General features: G+C 61.5%; 16 protein-coding genes. 2 read left to right on the forward strand and 14 right to left on the reverse strand.

Going from position 1 to position 15,007, the window contains the following annotated elements:
- The first annotated feature begins 200 nt into the window (after positions 1–200).
- Entirely contained in the window at positions 201–344 is a 144-nt protein-coding gene (locus DW189_RS14355) for a hypothetical protein (protein WP_162508146.1), read from the forward strand.
- A gap of 76 nt (positions 345–420) precedes the next feature.
- On the opposite strand, the gene rsxA is transcribed toward DW189_RS14355, so the two are convergent.
- The 8 genes from rsxA to DW189_RS03505 form a co-directional block, all read right to left on the reverse strand.
- A complete protein-coding gene (gene rsxA, locus DW189_RS03470; RefSeq protein WP_022333297.1) occupies positions 421–999 on the reverse strand; it encodes an electron transport complex subunit RsxA in 579 nt (192 codons plus the stop codon).
- Between the two features lie 2 nt (positions 1,000–1,001).
- A complete protein-coding gene (locus DW189_RS03475) occupies positions 1,002–1,586 on the reverse strand; it encodes an RnfABCDGE type electron transport complex subunit E (RefSeq protein WP_018695001.1) in 585 nt (194 codons plus the stop codon).
- A complete protein-coding gene (locus tag DW189_RS03480) occupies positions 1,579–2,256 on the reverse strand; it encodes an RnfABCDGE type electron transport complex subunit G (RefSeq protein WP_229065184.1) in 678 nt (225 codons plus the stop codon). The genes DW189_RS03475 and DW189_RS03480 overlap by 8 nt, the downstream gene beginning before the upstream one ends.
- 13 nt (positions 2,257–2,269) lie before the next feature.
- Positions 2,270–3,235, reverse strand: a complete 966-nt coding sequence (locus tag DW189_RS03485) for an RnfABCDGE type electron transport complex subunit D (protein ID WP_026318209.1) — start codon at positions 3,233–3,235, stop codon at positions 2,270–2,272.
- A gap of 21 nt (positions 3,236–3,256) precedes the next feature.
- On the reverse strand, positions 3,257–4,600 hold the full coding sequence (gene rsxC, locus DW189_RS03490) for an electron transport complex subunit RsxC (RefSeq protein WP_018694998.1): 1,344 nt from the start codon (positions 4,598–4,600) through the stop codon (positions 3,257–3,259).
- A gap of 97 nt (positions 4,601–4,697) precedes the next feature.
- Positions 4,698–5,852, reverse strand: a complete 1,155-nt coding sequence (locus DW189_RS03495) for an RnfABCDGE type electron transport complex subunit B (RefSeq protein ID WP_117506899.1) — start codon at positions 5,850–5,852, stop codon at positions 4,698–4,700.
- Positions 5,852–6,274 carry a SoxR reducing system RseC family protein gene (locus DW189_RS03500; protein WP_117507180.1) on the reverse strand — a complete coding sequence of 141 codons (423 nt, stop codon included), beginning with the start codon at positions 6,272–6,274 and terminating at the stop codon, positions 5,852–5,854. The genes DW189_RS03495 and DW189_RS03500 overlap by 1 nt, the downstream gene beginning before the upstream one ends.
- A 5-nt stretch (positions 6,275–6,279) precedes the next feature.
- Positions 6,280–7,860: an NAD+ synthase gene (locus DW189_RS03505; protein ID WP_117506900.1), complete on the reverse strand. Its 1,581-nt coding sequence runs from the start codon at positions 7,858–7,860 to the stop codon at positions 6,280–6,282.
- Between the two features lie 518 nt (positions 7,861–8,378).
- On the opposite strand from DW189_RS03505, the gene DW189_RS03510 reads away from it, so the two are divergent.
- Positions 8,379–8,828 (forward strand): cupin domain-containing protein, encoded by a 450-nt coding sequence (locus DW189_RS03510; RefSeq protein ID WP_117506901.1) that lies wholly within the window; start codon positions 8,379–8,381, stop codon positions 8,826–8,828.
- Positions 8,829–9,035: 207 nt separating this feature from the next.
- Here DW189_RS03510 and DW189_RS03515 read toward each other — a convergent pair whose 3' ends face one another.
- The 6 genes from DW189_RS03515 to DW189_RS03540 all read right to left on the reverse strand — a co-directional run bounded on the left by DW189_RS03515 (position 9,036) and on the right by DW189_RS03540 (position 14,975).
- Positions 9,036–9,797, reverse strand: a complete 762-nt coding sequence (locus tag DW189_RS03515) for a zinc ribbon domain-containing protein (protein ID WP_022333290.1) — start codon at positions 9,795–9,797, stop codon at positions 9,036–9,038.
- Between the two features lie 24 nt (positions 9,798–9,821).
- Positions 9,822–10,607 (reverse strand): Nif3-like dinuclear metal center hexameric protein, encoded by a 786-nt coding sequence (locus DW189_RS03520; RefSeq protein ID WP_117506902.1) that lies wholly within the window; start codon positions 10,605–10,607, stop codon positions 9,822–9,824.
- A 126-nt stretch (positions 10,608–10,733) separates the two neighbouring features.
- Entirely contained in the window at positions 10,734–11,300 is a 567-nt protein-coding gene (locus tag DW189_RS03525; protein ID WP_018694991.1) for a MerR family transcriptional regulator, read from the reverse strand.
- A gap of 2 nt (positions 11,301–11,302) precedes the next feature.
- A complete protein-coding gene (locus DW189_RS03530) occupies positions 11,303–12,772 on the reverse strand; it encodes a methyltransferase RsmF C-terminal domain-like protein (protein ID WP_117506903.1) in 1,470 nt (489 codons plus the stop codon).
- 6 nt (positions 12,773–12,778) lie between these two features.
- Positions 12,779–13,393, reverse strand: a complete 615-nt coding sequence (locus DW189_RS03535; RefSeq protein WP_018694989.1) for a deoxynucleoside kinase — start codon at positions 13,391–13,393, stop codon at positions 12,779–12,781.
- 109 nt (positions 13,394–13,502) lie between these two features.
- The gene (locus DW189_RS03540) at positions 13,503–14,975 is read right to left on the reverse strand and encodes a GH3 auxin-responsive promoter family protein (RefSeq protein ID WP_018694988.1); all 1,473 of its coding nucleotides are present in this window, start codon (positions 14,973–14,975) and stop codon (positions 13,503–13,505) included.
- Positions 14,976–15,007 lie beyond the last annotated feature (32 nt).

A 15,007-nucleotide genomic window follows, 5' to 3' on the forward strand; every position in this document is an offset into this window, starting at 1 on the left:
TCATCCGCAACGCCGGACACCCGATTTACCCCCGCGAAAGGCACACAAGAGAGGCTTTCCGGTAAATTTTCGACCTCCGACGAAGTTGACCGCCTTACTTTTATCCATCCGGAAGAAAATCCGGTAAAAATTCGCGGCCTCGACAAACCTTCCAGGCCGAAAACGGATTTACCCTGCAACCGTGGGATCTTCGAACACCATTGCCAATCGACGGACGGCCCCGTGAATCCGATTACGTCCCGGTCTTCATCCGCAAGCCTGAAAACGGCAACCGCTACGGCTTCGTCTTCGGCATCGACCAGGAAGGCATGATCGGCGCCGCCCGGATTCGGATATACTGGTAACCACAATCCCCCCTCCGTTCCACAAAAACAGCCACCCTCATTTCCGAAGGTGGCTGTTTCGCATTGCGGGACGTCGTTATACCAGCCCCGAGAATCCCATGAAGGCCATGGCGAGGATACCGGCCGTGATCAGCGCGATAGGCACGCCCCTGAAAGCCTTGGGCACGTCCTCGAATTCGAGCCTCTCGCGGATACCGGCGAAAAGCACCAGCGCCAGGGCGAATCCCAGTGCCGTAGCCACCGAGTAGGTGACGCTCTGCAAAAGGTTGAACTCTTTCTGGATCATCAGGATCGCCACGCCCAGCACGGCGCAGTTGGTCGTGATCAGGGGCAGGAAGATGCCCAGTGCCTGATATAACGAAGGCGAAAGTTTCTTGAGCATGATCTCGACCATCTGCACCAACGCGGCGATCACGAGAATGAAAACGATCGTCTGCATGTAGACGATGTCCAGCGGCACAAGCACATAAGCCTGGATCAGCCAGGCCACCACGGCGGCGATTGCCATGACGAACGTTACGGCAGCGCCCATACCCATCGAGGTCTCGACCTTCGACGACACGCCCAGGAACGGGCAGATGCCGAGGAACTGCGCCAGCACGACGTTGTTGACGAAGATGGCGCCGATGATGATTGCGAAATATGAAAGCTCCATAACTATTTCTTGGCTAATTTATTAAACAATACCATGAGGTACCCCAGCACCAGGAATGCCCCCGGTGCGAGGACGAAGATCAGCGGCATGTAATCGGCCGTTCCGAGGCTGATGCCGAAGATCGCGCCGCTGCCCAGGATCTCGCGCACGGCACCTACGGCCGTCAGGGAAAGCGTAAAGCCCAAACCGATCCCGACACCGTCGAGCACCGAGTCCAGCGGCGTATTCTTCGAGGCGAAGGCCTCGGCACGCCCCAGAATGATGCAGTTCACCACGATCAGCGGGATGAAGACGCCCAGCGCCTCGTACAGGGGCGGCGTGTAGGCTTTCATCAGCATTTCGACCACGGTCACGAACGAGGCGATCACGACGATGAACGCCGGGATGCGCACCTTGTCCGGGATGATGTTCTTGATGAGCGAGATCACCAGGTTCGACATGATCAGCACGGCCATCGTCGCCAGCCCCATGCCCATGCCGTTCCCGGCCGAGGTCGTCGTACCCAGCGTAGGACACATGCCCAGCACCAGCACGAACGTCGGGTTGTTCCTGACGATGCCGCTCAGAATGATGTTCAGTTTATTCATTTTGCCCTCCTTCCTGAGCCGCCGGCCCGTTGGTTTGTTCCTCTGCCGAATCTCCGGCCGCAGAAGTCGCTCCCGACGATACGTCTGTCGGCGCCGTACCCGTCGCTACGCTCTTGTAAGCCATCCAGGCGCGGTTGATCGCATCGACATAGGCGCGCGAGGATATAGTCGCGGCCGTCAGCGCGTCGACGTCGCCGCCGTCCTTCTTCACGGCCAGCTTGCCGTCCACGAGCTTCATCGTTTCGAGTTTCTTGCCCTGGATGCTCCCCAGCAGCACATTTTCCTTGTCGGCCATCTTCGTCCCGAGCCCCGGGGTCTCAGCCTGCCTGAGCACGTTGACGTTGACCACTTCACCGTCGGGCGTGAAGCCCACCATCATGCTGATCGCGCCGCCGAAACCATTCTTGGTCATCGACTCCACGGCGTAACCCGCGACCTGTCCTCCCTTGGTTGCGGTGTAGACCGTGATCGGCATATCGTCGATCGTCAGCGCTTCGGGTGCGGTCTGGTCGAACGGCGGAAGCACGACCTTCAGCGCCTCGACCTTCGCCGCCTGCTCGGCCTGGGCGATCGGTTCGGCCGTAATCATGTTCACGGCGCCCACACCGGCCGAAGCCACGAGCGTGATGCCGAACAGTACGGCCGTCATATTCACAAGTGTACTTTTCATACTGCGTCACCTCCTATTTAACGCCGAAGCGCTTGGGTTTGACATATTTGTTGATCAGGGGCACACAGGCGTTCATGATCAGTATCGCGAACGACATACCCTCGGGATAGGCGCCCCACAGGCGGATGCACATCGTGATGGCGCCGATACCGATGCCGAAGATCACCCCCCCTCTGACGGTCATCGGCGAGGTCGAATAATCCGTCGCCATGAATATCGCGCCCAGCAGGGCTCCGCCGGCCAGTACATGGAACAGCGGGAGCTGCCACAGCACCGCCCCGGTACTGCCCGAAGCGAGGGCCACGACAAACGCGAATACGGCCATCGTACCGAGCACCGACACGGGAATCTGCCACGTGATGACGCGGCGCCAGAGCAGGTATACGAAGCCGCAGATCAGGGCCAATGCCGCCACCTCGCCCAGCGAGCCGGGCATATTGCCCAGCAGCAGTTCCTGCACACCGAGCACGTCGGGGGCGGCGCCGTGTTTCACGGCCGCCAGCGGCGTAGCGCCCGAAAGTGCGTCGAAAGCTCCGTTCGCCGGCATCGGGAACGAAGTCATCTGCACCGGGTAGGCGATCAGCAGGAACACACGCCCCACCAGCGCGGGGTTGAACGGATTTTTGCCCAGCCCGCCGAAGGTCATCTTGGCGATGGCGATGGCGACGAATGCGCCGATCACGACGATCCACCAGGGAATCGAGGCGGGCAGGTTGAAAGCCAGCAGCACGCCCGTCACCACGGCCGACCAGTTCCCGATTGTCAGCGAGCCGCCGACGAGGAACCGCTGGATGAGGTACTCGAACAACACGCAGCACGCCACGCTGAGCGCCGTGACACGCAGCACGTCCACCCCGAACACCACCGCCGAGACGACCAGCGCGGGCATCAGCGCGATCACGACGTCGCGCATGATCCTGGCCGTCGACTGCGAAGTCTGCACGTGCGGTGCGGGAGCAACAACAAGTTTGTTTGCCATAATATCTTTCTGTTTTTCCATTTACTTTTTCGGTGCCGCGGCACGTGCGCGGATAATGCCCATGACAGTCTGTTTCCCCAGGCGCACCCAGTCCAGCAGCGGCAGGTAAGCGGGGCACGAGGCCTGGCAGCAGCCGCACTCGATGCACGAAGTGATCATCTGCGCCTCGACTTCCTCCCAGCCTTTCTTCTGGGTCATCTTCGAGAGGTAATAGGGTTCGAGCCCCATGGGGCAGGCAGCCACGCACTTGGCGCACTTGATGCACTGCGAGGCCTCGCGGCGCTGGGCGTCGCGGCCGCTCATGACGGTGATGCCCGAGCACCCCTTCGTCACGGGCGAGGCGAGGTTGACCATCGCGCGCCCCATCATCGGGCCGCCGTTGATGACCTTGCCCGCATCGGCGGGAAGCCCTCCGGCCGCCTCGATCAGCGCCTCGACGGGCGTACCCATGCGGGTCAGCAGGTTCTTGGGCTCCCGGACGCCTTTGCCCGTGATCGTCACCACGCGCTCGATCAACGGCTTGTGCTTCTGCACGGCCTGGTAGACCGCATAGGTCGTCGAGGCATTGCACACCACGGCACCCACGTCGATCGGGAGTGCGGGCGGGGGCGGCACCTCGCGCCCCGTAATGGCCGCGATCAGCTGTTTCTCACCGCCCTGCGGGTATTTCACCTTGAGGGGCACCACCTCGATGCCCTTATACCCTTGGGCCAGACGGCGCAGGTGCGCAATGGCGTCGGGTTTGTTATTCTCGATCCCGATATAGGCTTTCTCCACGGCGATGGCCTTCATCAGTATCGTCACGCCCACGAGCAGCTCCTCGCCGTGCTCCAGCATCGTACGATGGTCGGACGTAAGGTAAGGTTCACACTCTACACCGTTGATAATCAGCGCCTCGGCTTTTTTCCCGGGAGGGATCGAGAGTTTCACGTGCGTAGGGAACGTCGCGCCGCCCATGCCGACGATGCCGGCGTCCTTGATCCGGGCGACGATCTCCTGTGCGGAGAGCGTGCACTCCCTGACGATCGTCTCCGAGCGGTCAATCCCCTCGGCCCAGTCGTCGCCCTCGCGTTTGATCGTAATCATCACCTGGCGCAGCCCCTGCCCGTTGGGCACCATGTCCACGGCCGTTACCGTCCCCGAAACCGGGGCGTGGATATTGGCCGACATAAAACTGCCCGCCTCGGCGATGAGCTGCCCCGTCACGACCTTGTCGCCCTTGGCGACCTTGGCCACGGCGGGGGCGCCGATGTGCTGTGCGAGCGGGATCGTCACCACGTCGGGCAGCGGAAGCACCTCGATCGGTTTGGCGCCGCTCAGTTTATTTTCCGACGGATGGACTCCGCCTATTGGAAATGTCTTCATATCTTGTGTTTCTCTGATTTTTCGGTTGGGTTTCTTCCTTCATCTCCCATGCCCGGCACGGCGTCACCCGCCCGCCCGGCATTGCGGAAACATCCGTTTATTCGGCTTCCGGGGCTGCCCCGCCAGTTTTCGGAGCCTCCGTCGCATTCCCGGTTGCCGCTGCTTCCTGCACAGCGGCGGATGCCGGTGCAACCTCCTTCTCAACAGCGGGTACAGCTTCGCTTACAGGAGCTTTCGGGGCTACGGAAGGCGCACCCTCTGCGGCCGCAGGTGCGGCCTTCGGGGCGGCTTCAGGCACCGGTGCGGTTCCCTTCGCATCGGCGGGCGCAGCATCGGCGGACTTCGGGGCCCGGGCAGCCTGGGCTGCCGCAGGAGCCTCCTTCGCGGCCGCAGGTGCGGCTTTCGGGGCAGCCGGTGCCTTCGGTGCCTTGGGCAGCGGATCCATGCCCGCCAGCACGATGGCGCCTGTCGGGCACTCGTTCACGCACTTACGGCAGAGCTTGCACTTCTGCGGGTCGATATAGGCGAGATTGTTTTCAATGGTGATGGCACCGAACGCACAGACCTTCTGGCATTTGCCGCATCCGATGCAACCCGCCTTGCAGGCCTTCATCACCACGGCGCCCTTGTCCTTCGACACGCACGACACATACACCGCCCGATTCTTCGGCCACTTCTTGCGCAGTTCGATAATCATTTTGGGACACGCCTTCACGCAGGCCCCGCAGGCCGTACATTTGTCGGGGTCGACTTCGGGAAGTCCCGTCGCGGGATTCATGCGGATCGCATCGAACGCACACGAGACGACGCAGTCCCCGAACCCGAGGCAGCCGAATGCGCACCCCGTCTGGCCGATGTAAAGCGACGATGCCACGGCGCACGACTTGGCACCGTTGTACTCGTTGGTACGGGGGCGTTTGTCACAGGTGCCGCCGCAGCGCACGGTGGCCACCTGCGGCTCCTTTTCCGGTGCCGACTTGCCGAGGTAGGCCGCAACGGCCTTCATGCAGTCGCCGCCGCCCACCGGACAGAAGAGCGCCGAGATGTCGTCCTGTTTCACGAGCGCGTCGGCCATGCCGCGGCACCCGGCGAAGCCGCAGCCGCCGCAGTTGGCGCCCGGCAGCATCTTCTCCACCTCGTCGATCCGGGGATCTTCCTCGACCTTGAATTTTTGGGCCACGAAGTAAAGGATCACCGCGGAAAGCACTCCCAGCGCACAAAGCGTCAGGATTGTGTAAAGTAATACTTCCATCAGTAGTGTTTGGTTATTGAGAAATGAATTGTGTGTTCGATTTTATGCCTGAAGAGCCATAATACGCAGTAATAGACGACCACGGCTCCCAGAGCGGCAAGCGCGCCGCGGCCTTCGCTCCAGCCGAGCAGCGCAACGGCGGCGACCAGCACGGCCAGCAGCACGGCCAACGCCCCGACATAGGCCAATATAACGGCGACAGCGCCCGCACTACGACGGACGCCGACCATAACCTTCTCCCCCGCGGCATAATGCGCCGCGTCGGGACTCTTCACGACCACGATCTTGTCCTGCGCTTCGGCCAGGCCGCACGCTTCGCGGGCCTTGCAGCTACCGCAGGCACTGTGGGAGGTGATCCTCACATAGACCGTGTCGCGTTCCGCGCGTTCCACCACGCCGCTATGTTCAATCCGTGAAGCCACCGCCCTCAATCGCCGTATTTGTTGGTAAGCGGCATAAGGCGCTCGTGCCCGAACGAGCACATCGACAGGCGCAGTACGGGCGGGAACTGGTAGCGCTTCTTCTCGTTGCGCATGATCATGGCGTGGATCTTCTCCACGACCTCGGAATCGAAGCCCGCATTGACGATCTCCTCGCGGTGCTGCCCCTCCTCGATCATGCGGTAAAGGATCGCGTCCACCACTTCGTACGGCGGCAGGATGTCGCTGTCCTTCTGCCCCGGGTGCAACTCCGACGAGGGTTCCTTGTCGAGGATATTGCCCGGGATGGGGTCGCCCTGCGTGCGGTTGATATAGCGCGCCAGGTCGTACATCTCGCTCTTGTAGAGGTCGCCCGTAGGGCTGAAAGCGCCCGCCGTATCGCCGTAGAGCGTACAGAGCCCCAGCGCATTCTCGCTCTTGTTCGACGAGTTGAGCAGGATGTAGTCCGCCTTGTTCTGCACGGCCATCAACAGCACCGTGCGGATACGGGTCTGGATATTCTCTTCCGTGGCGTCGAACTCCCTGCCGCCGATGACCGGCTTGAGGGTATTGACCACGCTGGTGTATATTTCCGTGATGGGAATTACGTTATATTCGATGCCGAGGTTCTCGGCCAGCTTCTTGGCATCTTCGACCGAATGGTCGGAAGAGAACTGCGAGGGCAGGAGCAAAGCCCGGATATTTTGGCGTCCCAGCGCGTCGGCGGCCAGGCAGGCCACCACGGCCGAGTCTATGCCGCCAGAAAGGCCGATGCAGGCCTTCTTGTAGCCGTTCTTCACGAAGAAGTCGCGCAGGCCGCACCGGGCCGCCTGGTAAACCATCCGCGTACGGTCGTTGTAGGTCGAAGGGATCGTAACCGGCTCGCCGGCCGCCTTGGTATCGAAGATCTGGAAATCCTCCTCGAAGTGCTTCATCATCAGCACCAGCTCCCCGCGGTTGTTGAACGCCCCCGACGTACCGTCGTAAACGATGTCCGTCGAACCGCCTACCTGGTTCACCAGCACGAGGTTCTTACCCTCGACGAACGACAGGTGGCGCATCATCTCGTAACGGTAGGTCATCGTCCCCCGGCCGTATTTGCGGGCGTTTATCGAGATGACGGTCTCGACCGACTTGTCGAAGTCATGCTCGCGGCTCAGGTCGTCGCCCACGACGATGGCGCACTTGTGGCCCTTGATCGTCGCGTACTCGAATCCCTTCGAAGGGACGAGGAAGCCCATTTCGCGGCGTGCGGTGATATATTTCTTACCCACGTAGCGCAGCACTTTGCGATCCTGGATCAGCGCCGCGGCGCTGATGGTGCCTTCGCGCGTCAGGATCGGAAGTCCCACGATGGCCGCGATACCGTCGCAGCACGACGCGATTTCGACCAGCGCATCCTCGCACAGTTCGAGGAAGGTCGTTTTACGCAACAGGTCGAAAGCCGGGGTTCCGCTCACGGCCTGTTCGGCAAAGATGACCAGGTCGGCACGCTGCGCTTTCGCTTTGTTGATCGAATCGATGATTTTCGAGGTATTGCCGTCGATATCCCCGATCGTATAGTTCAACTGGGCAAGGGCTATTTTCATCTATCAGTAATTTTAGTAGGCAAATTACAACTTTGCAAAGTTAAGGATTATTTATAAAATAGGAAGGATTTTTGGTGTTAATAAATTAACATTCCCCAATTTACAAAAAAATTTAAAAATCCCGAAACCCCGGCACTTTTACCTGTCCCGGCCGCAAACCGCCCGGCAGATACCGTTCCCCAACCTCCCGGCGCCCAACAAGCTCCCACCCAGCCCAGTAAAACCGCCTGTCCGGCCGCTATTCCCGCAGCCGGCCAGCACACGCCGAGTCCCTGCCCGGCAGGCTTTGCGCGGGAGGGCAAAACGCCCCGTATCACGGCCGCGCGTGTCGCCGCGCACATGCTGCCTGCAAAAAAATCTTTTTTTTCACCCGGATTTCTGCCTGACATACAACATCAGTTACCTAAATGTTAGCAACATACGCCAGCGTACCGTCTTGCACGAACGCTGCATTCTCCTTACCTTCGCAACGGCAATACAGAGAACACAATTCATAAACGCTTTAATAACCCTTAACCATGAAAAAGGTAGAAAAAGTGGCCTCAGGCGCGAATTTCGCAGCCGTGACGGTCGGAAAAACCGAAGAGTTGAACCAGTACGCGCTGCCGCTGGCACCGGGCGTGGAGATCCCGGGAAAAGTATTCGTAGGCGGCGACCTGCAGGCCACCGGGGCCGAGATGTCGTTCCAGCAGTTCGCACCGGGCGGCAGCGTCGGGTTCCTCCACACCCACAAGACCCACGAAGAACTTTACATCATCCTCGGCGGAGACGGGGAGTTCCAGGTCGACGGGCAGGTCTTCCCCGTAGGCGAGGGGAGCGTCGTGCGGGTTTCGCCTGCCGGCAGGCGTTCGCTGCGCAACACGGGCGACAGCCCGATGACGATGATCTGCATCCAGTACAAAGCCGCCTCCTTCGACGCGGGAGACGCCGCCGACGGCGAAATCCTCCCCGACCAGGTCGTCTGGTAGGCAGCCCGGGCTCCCGGCTCCCGGCACGACAAGACAACAACCCCGAAAATCCGCCGCGCCGCGCATACGGCAAAGGCGGATAATCCAGGGACACAGGGGCATGAACGCCCGAATGCTACGGCAGGCAAGAGCCCGGGACTTGGCCCCCCCAATGCAAAGCAGGCCGGAGTGTACACTCCGGCCTGCTTTCTTAATTTTTCCACAGGGCTATTCCAGCCCCTCTTCGGGATCGGCCACAAGGATACGTCCGCAATATTCGCAGACGATAAGTTTCTTGCCCTGGCGAATCTCCACCTGGCGCTGCGGGGGAATCCGGTTGAAGCAACCGCCGCAGGCATCGCGCTTCACGGTCACGACCGCCAGCCCGTTGCGCACATTGCTGCGGATGCGGCCATAGGCCGACAACAGGCGCTCGTCGATCTTGGCCTTGACCCGGTCGGCCTGTACTTCGTACTCTGCGACCTGGGGTGCGGTTTCGGCTTCGATCCCTTCCAGTTCGTTCTTCTTGGCAGCCAGGTCGGCGGCACGGCCTTCCGCTACGGCTTCGGCCTCCTCCAGCTGGAGTTTCTTGGCTTTCACACCGGCGGCGTACTCCTTGAGGCGCTTCTCGGCCAGTTCGATCTCCAGTTCCTGGTACTCGATCTCCTTGGTAATGGCATCGAACTCGCGGTTGTTGCGCACGTTGTTCTGCTGCTCCTTGTAATTGCCGATGAGAATCTTGGCCTGGTCGACCTCGCGCTTGCGCTGCTTGGTGAGCGTGTTCAGCTCCTCGATTTCGGCATTGATGTTGTCGATCCGGGTTTTCAGGCCGGTCATCTCGTCTTCGAGATCCTGAACCTCGAGAGGCAGTTCACCTTTCACCTTGTTGATTTCGTCGATCCTGCTGTCGATCTTCTGCAATTCATAGAGTGCGATGATCTTCTCCTGCATCGAATAGTCAACGTCGGCAGTTTTCTTCTGTGTTGCCATATAATGTACGTGTATAGTTTAGACTTAAACCAAATAGTTCACCGGATTGCGAGAGCTTTCACTCTTGCGAACCGCAAAGGTAATCAAATTTTTCGACAAAATATCAAATAAAATCTGAATTGCGCAATATTCACTTTCAAAATGGCCTATATCCGCTACGGTGAGGGCTTTATCCGGCGTCATGAAGTCGTTGTACTTCATATCCGCCGTGACGTATATGTCAGCCCCCGCACGGCGCGCGTCGCCGATCATCGAAGCCCCCGCACCGGTGCAGACCGCCACGCGCCGCACCTCGGGCGAAGCGATGTCGCTGTGGCGCACGACCCGAACGCCCAGCACGCGCTGCATGCGGCGCATGAACTCCACCGTAGCCATCGGCTCGGACAGCTCGCCCACCACGCCGAACCCGACCTTTTCGTCCGCCTGCACGGGTTGGAGCACGCGCAAGTCCCCCACGCCCAGCATCTCGGCCAGCCGCCAGCTCATCCCCCCGGGGGCGCTGTCCAGGTTGGTGTGGCACGCATAGAGCGCAATGCCGCCGCGGATAGCCCGCTCGACGCAGCGCTGCACCTGGTCTGCCGAATTGAAACGCTTGAGCGCATGGAAAACGATCGGATGGTGCGTGATGACCATGTCGCACCCTTCGCGTTCGGCCTCGGTCATCACTTCGTCCGTGACGTCCACGGCCAGCAGCGCCCTGTGCACCTCGTCGTCCGGGCGCCCCACGATCAAGCCTGCGTTGTCGTACGATTCCTGCCATGCGAGCGGTGCGAAACGCTCGATGACATCGGTCACTTCCCTGATTAGCATAGTATCCTGATTTGTCTGGTTATCATTTTTTCCGCCCCGGCGGGGCCATCCGCCCTGCGGCCGCGGCACTGCGCGTTCCGCCTTGCTGCGCAGCCTTCCCCAAGGGATGCGGCGCCCGTTGCGCCCCTAAAAGAGCGACTGTTCGTAAAAGGCGAAGAGCTCCTTGTGTTCCGGCTCCTCCTTCTTGCGGCGGGGCTTGCGCGGACGCTTCGACGCGGGCTGCCCGGGTTCGGCAGCCCCCTGCGCCGCGGCATCCTCCGGGACGATCTTCACCACGGGTTTCGCCTTGCGACGGGGCACTGCCGCCCCGGCCTCCGCCGCCGGGACTTCGGCATCCCCGTCGGCGAGGAGTTCGCCCTGGCCCGCCTTCAGGTCTTCACGCACCTCGACCAGCAGCGCACGGATGCGTTGCAGGCGCTCCATCAGCTCGGCATCGCGCTGCACGCCGCCCTCGGCCGCAGGCTTCTGTTTCAGGGCTTTTTTGGCGCCCTCGAGGGTCATGCCCCGCTCCTTGACCAGGTGGTAGATCAGTTTGAGGTTCTCCACATCCTGCGGCGAGAAGAGACGGTTGCCTTTCTTGTTGCGCTTGGGGCGGATGACGCTGAACTGCGACTCCCAGTGGCGGATCAGCGACGCATTGACGTCGAACATCTCGGCCACTTCGCCCATCGAATAAAAAAGTTTCTCGGCCATATCTATCGTTTAATAATTCGCAATGTATTGGGGTACATGTTGTTCACCCGGTTACCGATCCGCTTCGCAAACCCGAGCGCCCGCCCGCGGGCACACACCAGGTTCACCCCTTCGGAAAACGCCCCGGCGGCGACCTCCTGCCTGCGCAGGTAACACAGCGCCTGCGCCTCGTCCAGCTCCGCAGCGGGCACCGCCTCGCGGTTCAATCCGCAGAAGAACGCCAGCGCCGGATCGGGCCGCAGGCTTCCCTTGAAGAACTGCCCCATCGCCACGCCCGCATAGATCACGGGCAGCGCTTCGCCGAGCGCCTTCACGGCCTCGGCCTGCGCGACGTAATATCCGTAGCAGGTATCGCCCACCGCCGCGAAGCACATCCGCTCCGGCGTGCGCACCCAACGGCGCAGCTCCGCCGCCGACGCCTTGTCCACCTGCGCAAATACCGTGCGCCGCGCCTTCGGGGTGCGGCAACGGCCCCCGGCATCGTAAGCCTTGCAGGCCACGGCGGCGAAAAAACCCTCGCCGCGTGCCCGGTGAGGATAGAACCGGTAGGTGCGGAAAGCCCCCACCCGGCCGCAGACGATCCCCCACGCCCCGTCGGCAGCCATGTCTTCCGCCTCTGCGACCTCGTCGCCCGCCCATGCGAGCATACGCTCCAAAGCCCCTTCGTCCTCGTCGCGGTTGAAGGTGCAGGTGCTGTATATCAGCCTGCCACCGGGTTTGAGCGCACGCCATGCTTCACGTAATATCCCGTCCTGCCTTGCGGCACAGAGCTTTACATTCCCCTCGCTCCATTCGGCGCAGGCCTGTGCATCCTTGCGGAACATCCCTTCGCCCGAGCAGGGGGCATCCACGGCCACCACGTCGAACCACGCCTCGAAGTCACCCAGTAGCCGGGGTTCGCAGGTCGTCACGGCGACATTTCCCGTACCCCACTTGCGGACGTTGTCCGCCAGTACCTGCGCACGGCGGCGGTCGATCTCGTTGGCGACGACCAGCCCGTCGGGCCCCGCGAGCGAGGCATAGAGCGTCGTCTTGCCGCCCGGGGCGGCGCAAAGGTCGAGGATTCGCTTCCCCGCAACCCCCTCTCCGCCCATCAGGCGCCCCACGAACTGCGACGACGCCTCCTGCACGTAATATGCCCCGGCATGGAAATCGCTGTCGAAGGTGAACTGCGGCCGCACCGCCAGGTAATACCCGTCGGCGCACCAGGGTACACGGCCGTCGGCGTTTTGCAAAACCGGAAGCGGGGCGGGCACATCCGTCCGGGAGCTCCCCTGCGGCGATCCGTATCCTCCCGGTGCCGCCCCGGTGCCGTCCTGCACCGCTCCGGGTTCGGCCGCACCGGCACATTTGGCAGGGTTCAGCCGCACGGACACGGGCGGCTCGGTATCGAGTGCGGCGCACAGCGCCGCCCCCTCTTCCGGCCCCAGCTCCGAAAAGACGCGTGCGGCGAATTTCTCAGGCAGCGTCATGCGTCGCTATCTGTTTTCGAGCGCATCGAGGCGCGCACATATCTTCTCCAGCACCGTAGGGTCGGAGACGAAATCCTCATGGTCTTTGTCGACGACCAGCACATCGCCTTCGTAGATGTTGTCGATCCAGTTGTTATACTTGTCGTTCAGACGCTTGAGGTATAATTCGTCGATGTTCATCTCGTATTCGCGGCCGCGCTTGCGGATCTGCGAAATGAGCGTCGGCACGCTCGCCTTGAGGTAGATCAGCAGGTCGGGCTTGGGGATGAGCGTGGTCATCAGCCGGAACAGTTTCATGTAGGTTTCGATGTCGCGCGAGGCCATCAGCCCCATTTCGTGGAGGTTGTCCGCGAAGATATGCGCATCCTCGTAGATCGTGCGATCCTGGAAGATCGCCCCCGAATCGCGGTTGTCGGCCAGCATGTCCATCGTCTGCTGGATGCGGCTCCCGAGGAAATAAATCTGCAAATTGAACGACCAGCGGTTCATGTCCTCGTAGAAATCGCCGATGTAGGGGTTGTTGCACTCCTCGAGGTAGGCTTTGGCGTTGTAACGCTCGGTCAGAATCCGGGTCAGCGTGGTCTTCCCGCTTCCGATATTGCCTGCAATGGCTATATACATATTATACGATATTTGTTTTACATTTTAAATACTGCCCGGCCGCTCCGGACAGCCGCCGGAGTGCTCCGCAACGGTGCATCACGGCATTACGCCGCAGCAACACGCGCCGTCACTTCGCTTCCCCGCCGAACGCCAGTATCTCGTCGGCCACACGGCGGTCGTTGACCAGCCGCGGCACCTTGTTCTTGCCCCGGGCACGCATCCACGCGAGGAAACGGCCGTGGCCGACGACCGTCAGCCGCTGCCGCTCGAGCGTCGTGCGGCGTTTGGCGTCGTAGTCCGAATTCACGGCCCGCAATTCGCGGTCGAGCGCCTCGGCGAAATGCTCGCGGCTGTCGGGCTCGCGCTCGAACTCCAGGATCCATTCGTGGGCGCCCCGCTCGCGCAGCGACATGTAGCACGGCGCCACGGTATATTCCCCGACCACGGCCCCCGTTTCGTTGCAGGCGGCCAGCAGTGCGCGGTCGGCGTTGTCGACGATCAATTCCTCGCCGAAGACATTGATATACTGTCTCGTACGCCCCGCGAAACGAATGCGGTAGGGATTCGTCGAAGTGAATTCCACCGTATCGCCGATCTCGTAGCGCCACAGGCCGTTGTTCGACGTGATGAGCATGGCGTAGACCTTGCCGCATTCCACGCCTTCGAGCGGCACGACGGTATCCCCGCTGCGGAACTCGAAGAAATTGCCGTAGTCGAGCATCAGCAGCATGTCGCTCCGCGACGGGTCGTCGGCCAGCGCGAAGAACCCTTCCGAGGCGTTGTAGGTCTCCATGTACTGCATCCTCTCCGAAGGGATCAGCGCCTCGAACGAACGGCGGTAGGGGGCGAACTCCACGCCCCCGTGGGCGAACATGCAGAGGTTGGGCCACACTTCGAGCAGGTTCTCCCGCCCCGTATAATCCAGCACGCGGCGCATCATCGCCAGGTTCCACGACGGCACCCCGGCGAAGGCCGTGATATTTTCGCCCGTGCACTCGCGGCAGATGGCCTCGACCTTGCGGTCGAAATCGGGGATGATCGCCGTGGCGGTGCGCGGCGCCCGGAACCAGCCGCTCCAGAACGTCGTTTCGTGGATCAGCACCGCCGACAGGTCACCCACAAGGTTGCGCCCCTCGCGGCTGCACGACCCGCCGAGGGTCAGCGTCTTGCCGTCGAAAACCTTCGTTTTCGGGTTGTTGGCCGCGAATACCGTCGCCACGTCCCGCATGCCGAGCGTGTGGTTCCACCAGAGCGACTCCTCCGTGACGGGAATGTACTTGCTCCGGTCGGAAGTCGTGCCCGACGAGCGGGCAAAGAGTTTCACCCGCCCCGGCGCGGTGACGTTACGCTCCCCGGCCAGCATCTTTTCGATATAGGGTTTGAAGGTTTCGTAATCGAACGTCTCGACCATCGACTGGAACTGCTCCACGCTGCGGACATGCCCCAGGTCGTACCTCCACCCGAATTCCGTCCCGCGCCCGCGGCGCAGCAACTGCCTGAAGATACGCTCCTGCGTCTCGGCAGGACGGCGCCGGAAACGGTCGATAGCCCGCTCGCGCTGCGAAAACCAGGCCTTGAATAATATGCTTCTAAACGACACTTGTCTGTTCGGTTTCATTTTCCGCCGGTGTG

It is taken from the genome of Alistipes sp. AM16-43, from assembly GCF_003435745.1.
In the GTDB taxonomy this organism is placed as follows: Bacteria; Bacteroidota; Bacteroidia; order Bacteroidales; family Rikenellaceae; genus Alistipes; species Alistipes onderdonkii.

What these genes read in the sequence shown, in the direction of transcription:
- rsxA (WP_022333297.1), bottom strand. Translation starts at nt 999, where the DNA reads ATGGAGCTTTCATATTTCGCAATCATCATCGGCGCCATCTTCGTCAAC.
- DW189_RS03475 (WP_018695001.1), bottom strand. Translation starts at nt 1,586, where the DNA reads ATGAATAAACTGAACATCATTCTGAGCGGCATCGTCAGGAACAACCCG.
- DW189_RS03480 (WP_229065184.1), bottom strand. Translation starts at nt 2,256, where the DNA reads ATGAAAAGTACACTTGTGAATATGACGGCCGTACTGTTCGGCATCACG.
- DW189_RS03485 (WP_026318209.1), bottom strand. Translation starts at nt 3,235, where the DNA reads ATGGCAAACAAACTTGTTGTTGCTCCCGCACCGCACGTGCAGACTTCG.
- rsxC (WP_018694998.1), bottom strand. Translation starts at nt 4,600, where the DNA reads ATGAAGACATTTCCAATAGGCGGAGTCCATCCGTCGGAAAATAAACTG.
- DW189_RS03495 (WP_117506899.1), bottom strand. Translation starts at nt 5,852, where the DNA reads ATGGAAGTATTACTTTACACAATCCTGACGCTTTGTGCGCTGGGAGTG.
- DW189_RS03505 (WP_117506900.1), bottom strand. Translation starts at nt 7,860, where the DNA reads ATGAAAATAGCCCTTGCCCAGTTGAACTATACGATCGGGGATATCGAC.
- DW189_RS03510 (WP_117506901.1), top strand. Translation starts at nt 8,379, where the DNA reads ATGAAAAAGGTAGAAAAAGTGGCCTCAGGCGCGAATTTCGCAGCCGTG.
- DW189_RS03515 (WP_022333290.1), bottom strand. Translation starts at nt 9,797, where the DNA reads ATGGCAACACAGAAGAAAACTGCCGACGTTGACTATTCGATGCAGGAG.
- DW189_RS03520 (WP_117506902.1), bottom strand. Translation starts at nt 10,607, where the DNA reads ATGCTAATCAGGGAAGTGACCGATGTCATCGAGCGTTTCGCACCGCTC.
- DW189_RS03525 (WP_018694991.1), bottom strand. Translation starts at nt 11,300, where the DNA reads ATGGCCGAGAAACTTTTTTATTCGATGGGCGAAGTGGCCGAGATGTTC.
- DW189_RS03530 (WP_117506903.1), bottom strand. Translation starts at nt 12,772, where the DNA reads ATGACGCTGCCTGAGAAATTCGCCGCACGCGTCTTTTCGGAGCTGGGG.
- DW189_RS03535 (WP_018694989.1), bottom strand. Translation starts at nt 13,393, where the DNA reads ATGTATATAGCCATTGCAGGCAATATCGGAAGCGGGAAGACCACGCTG.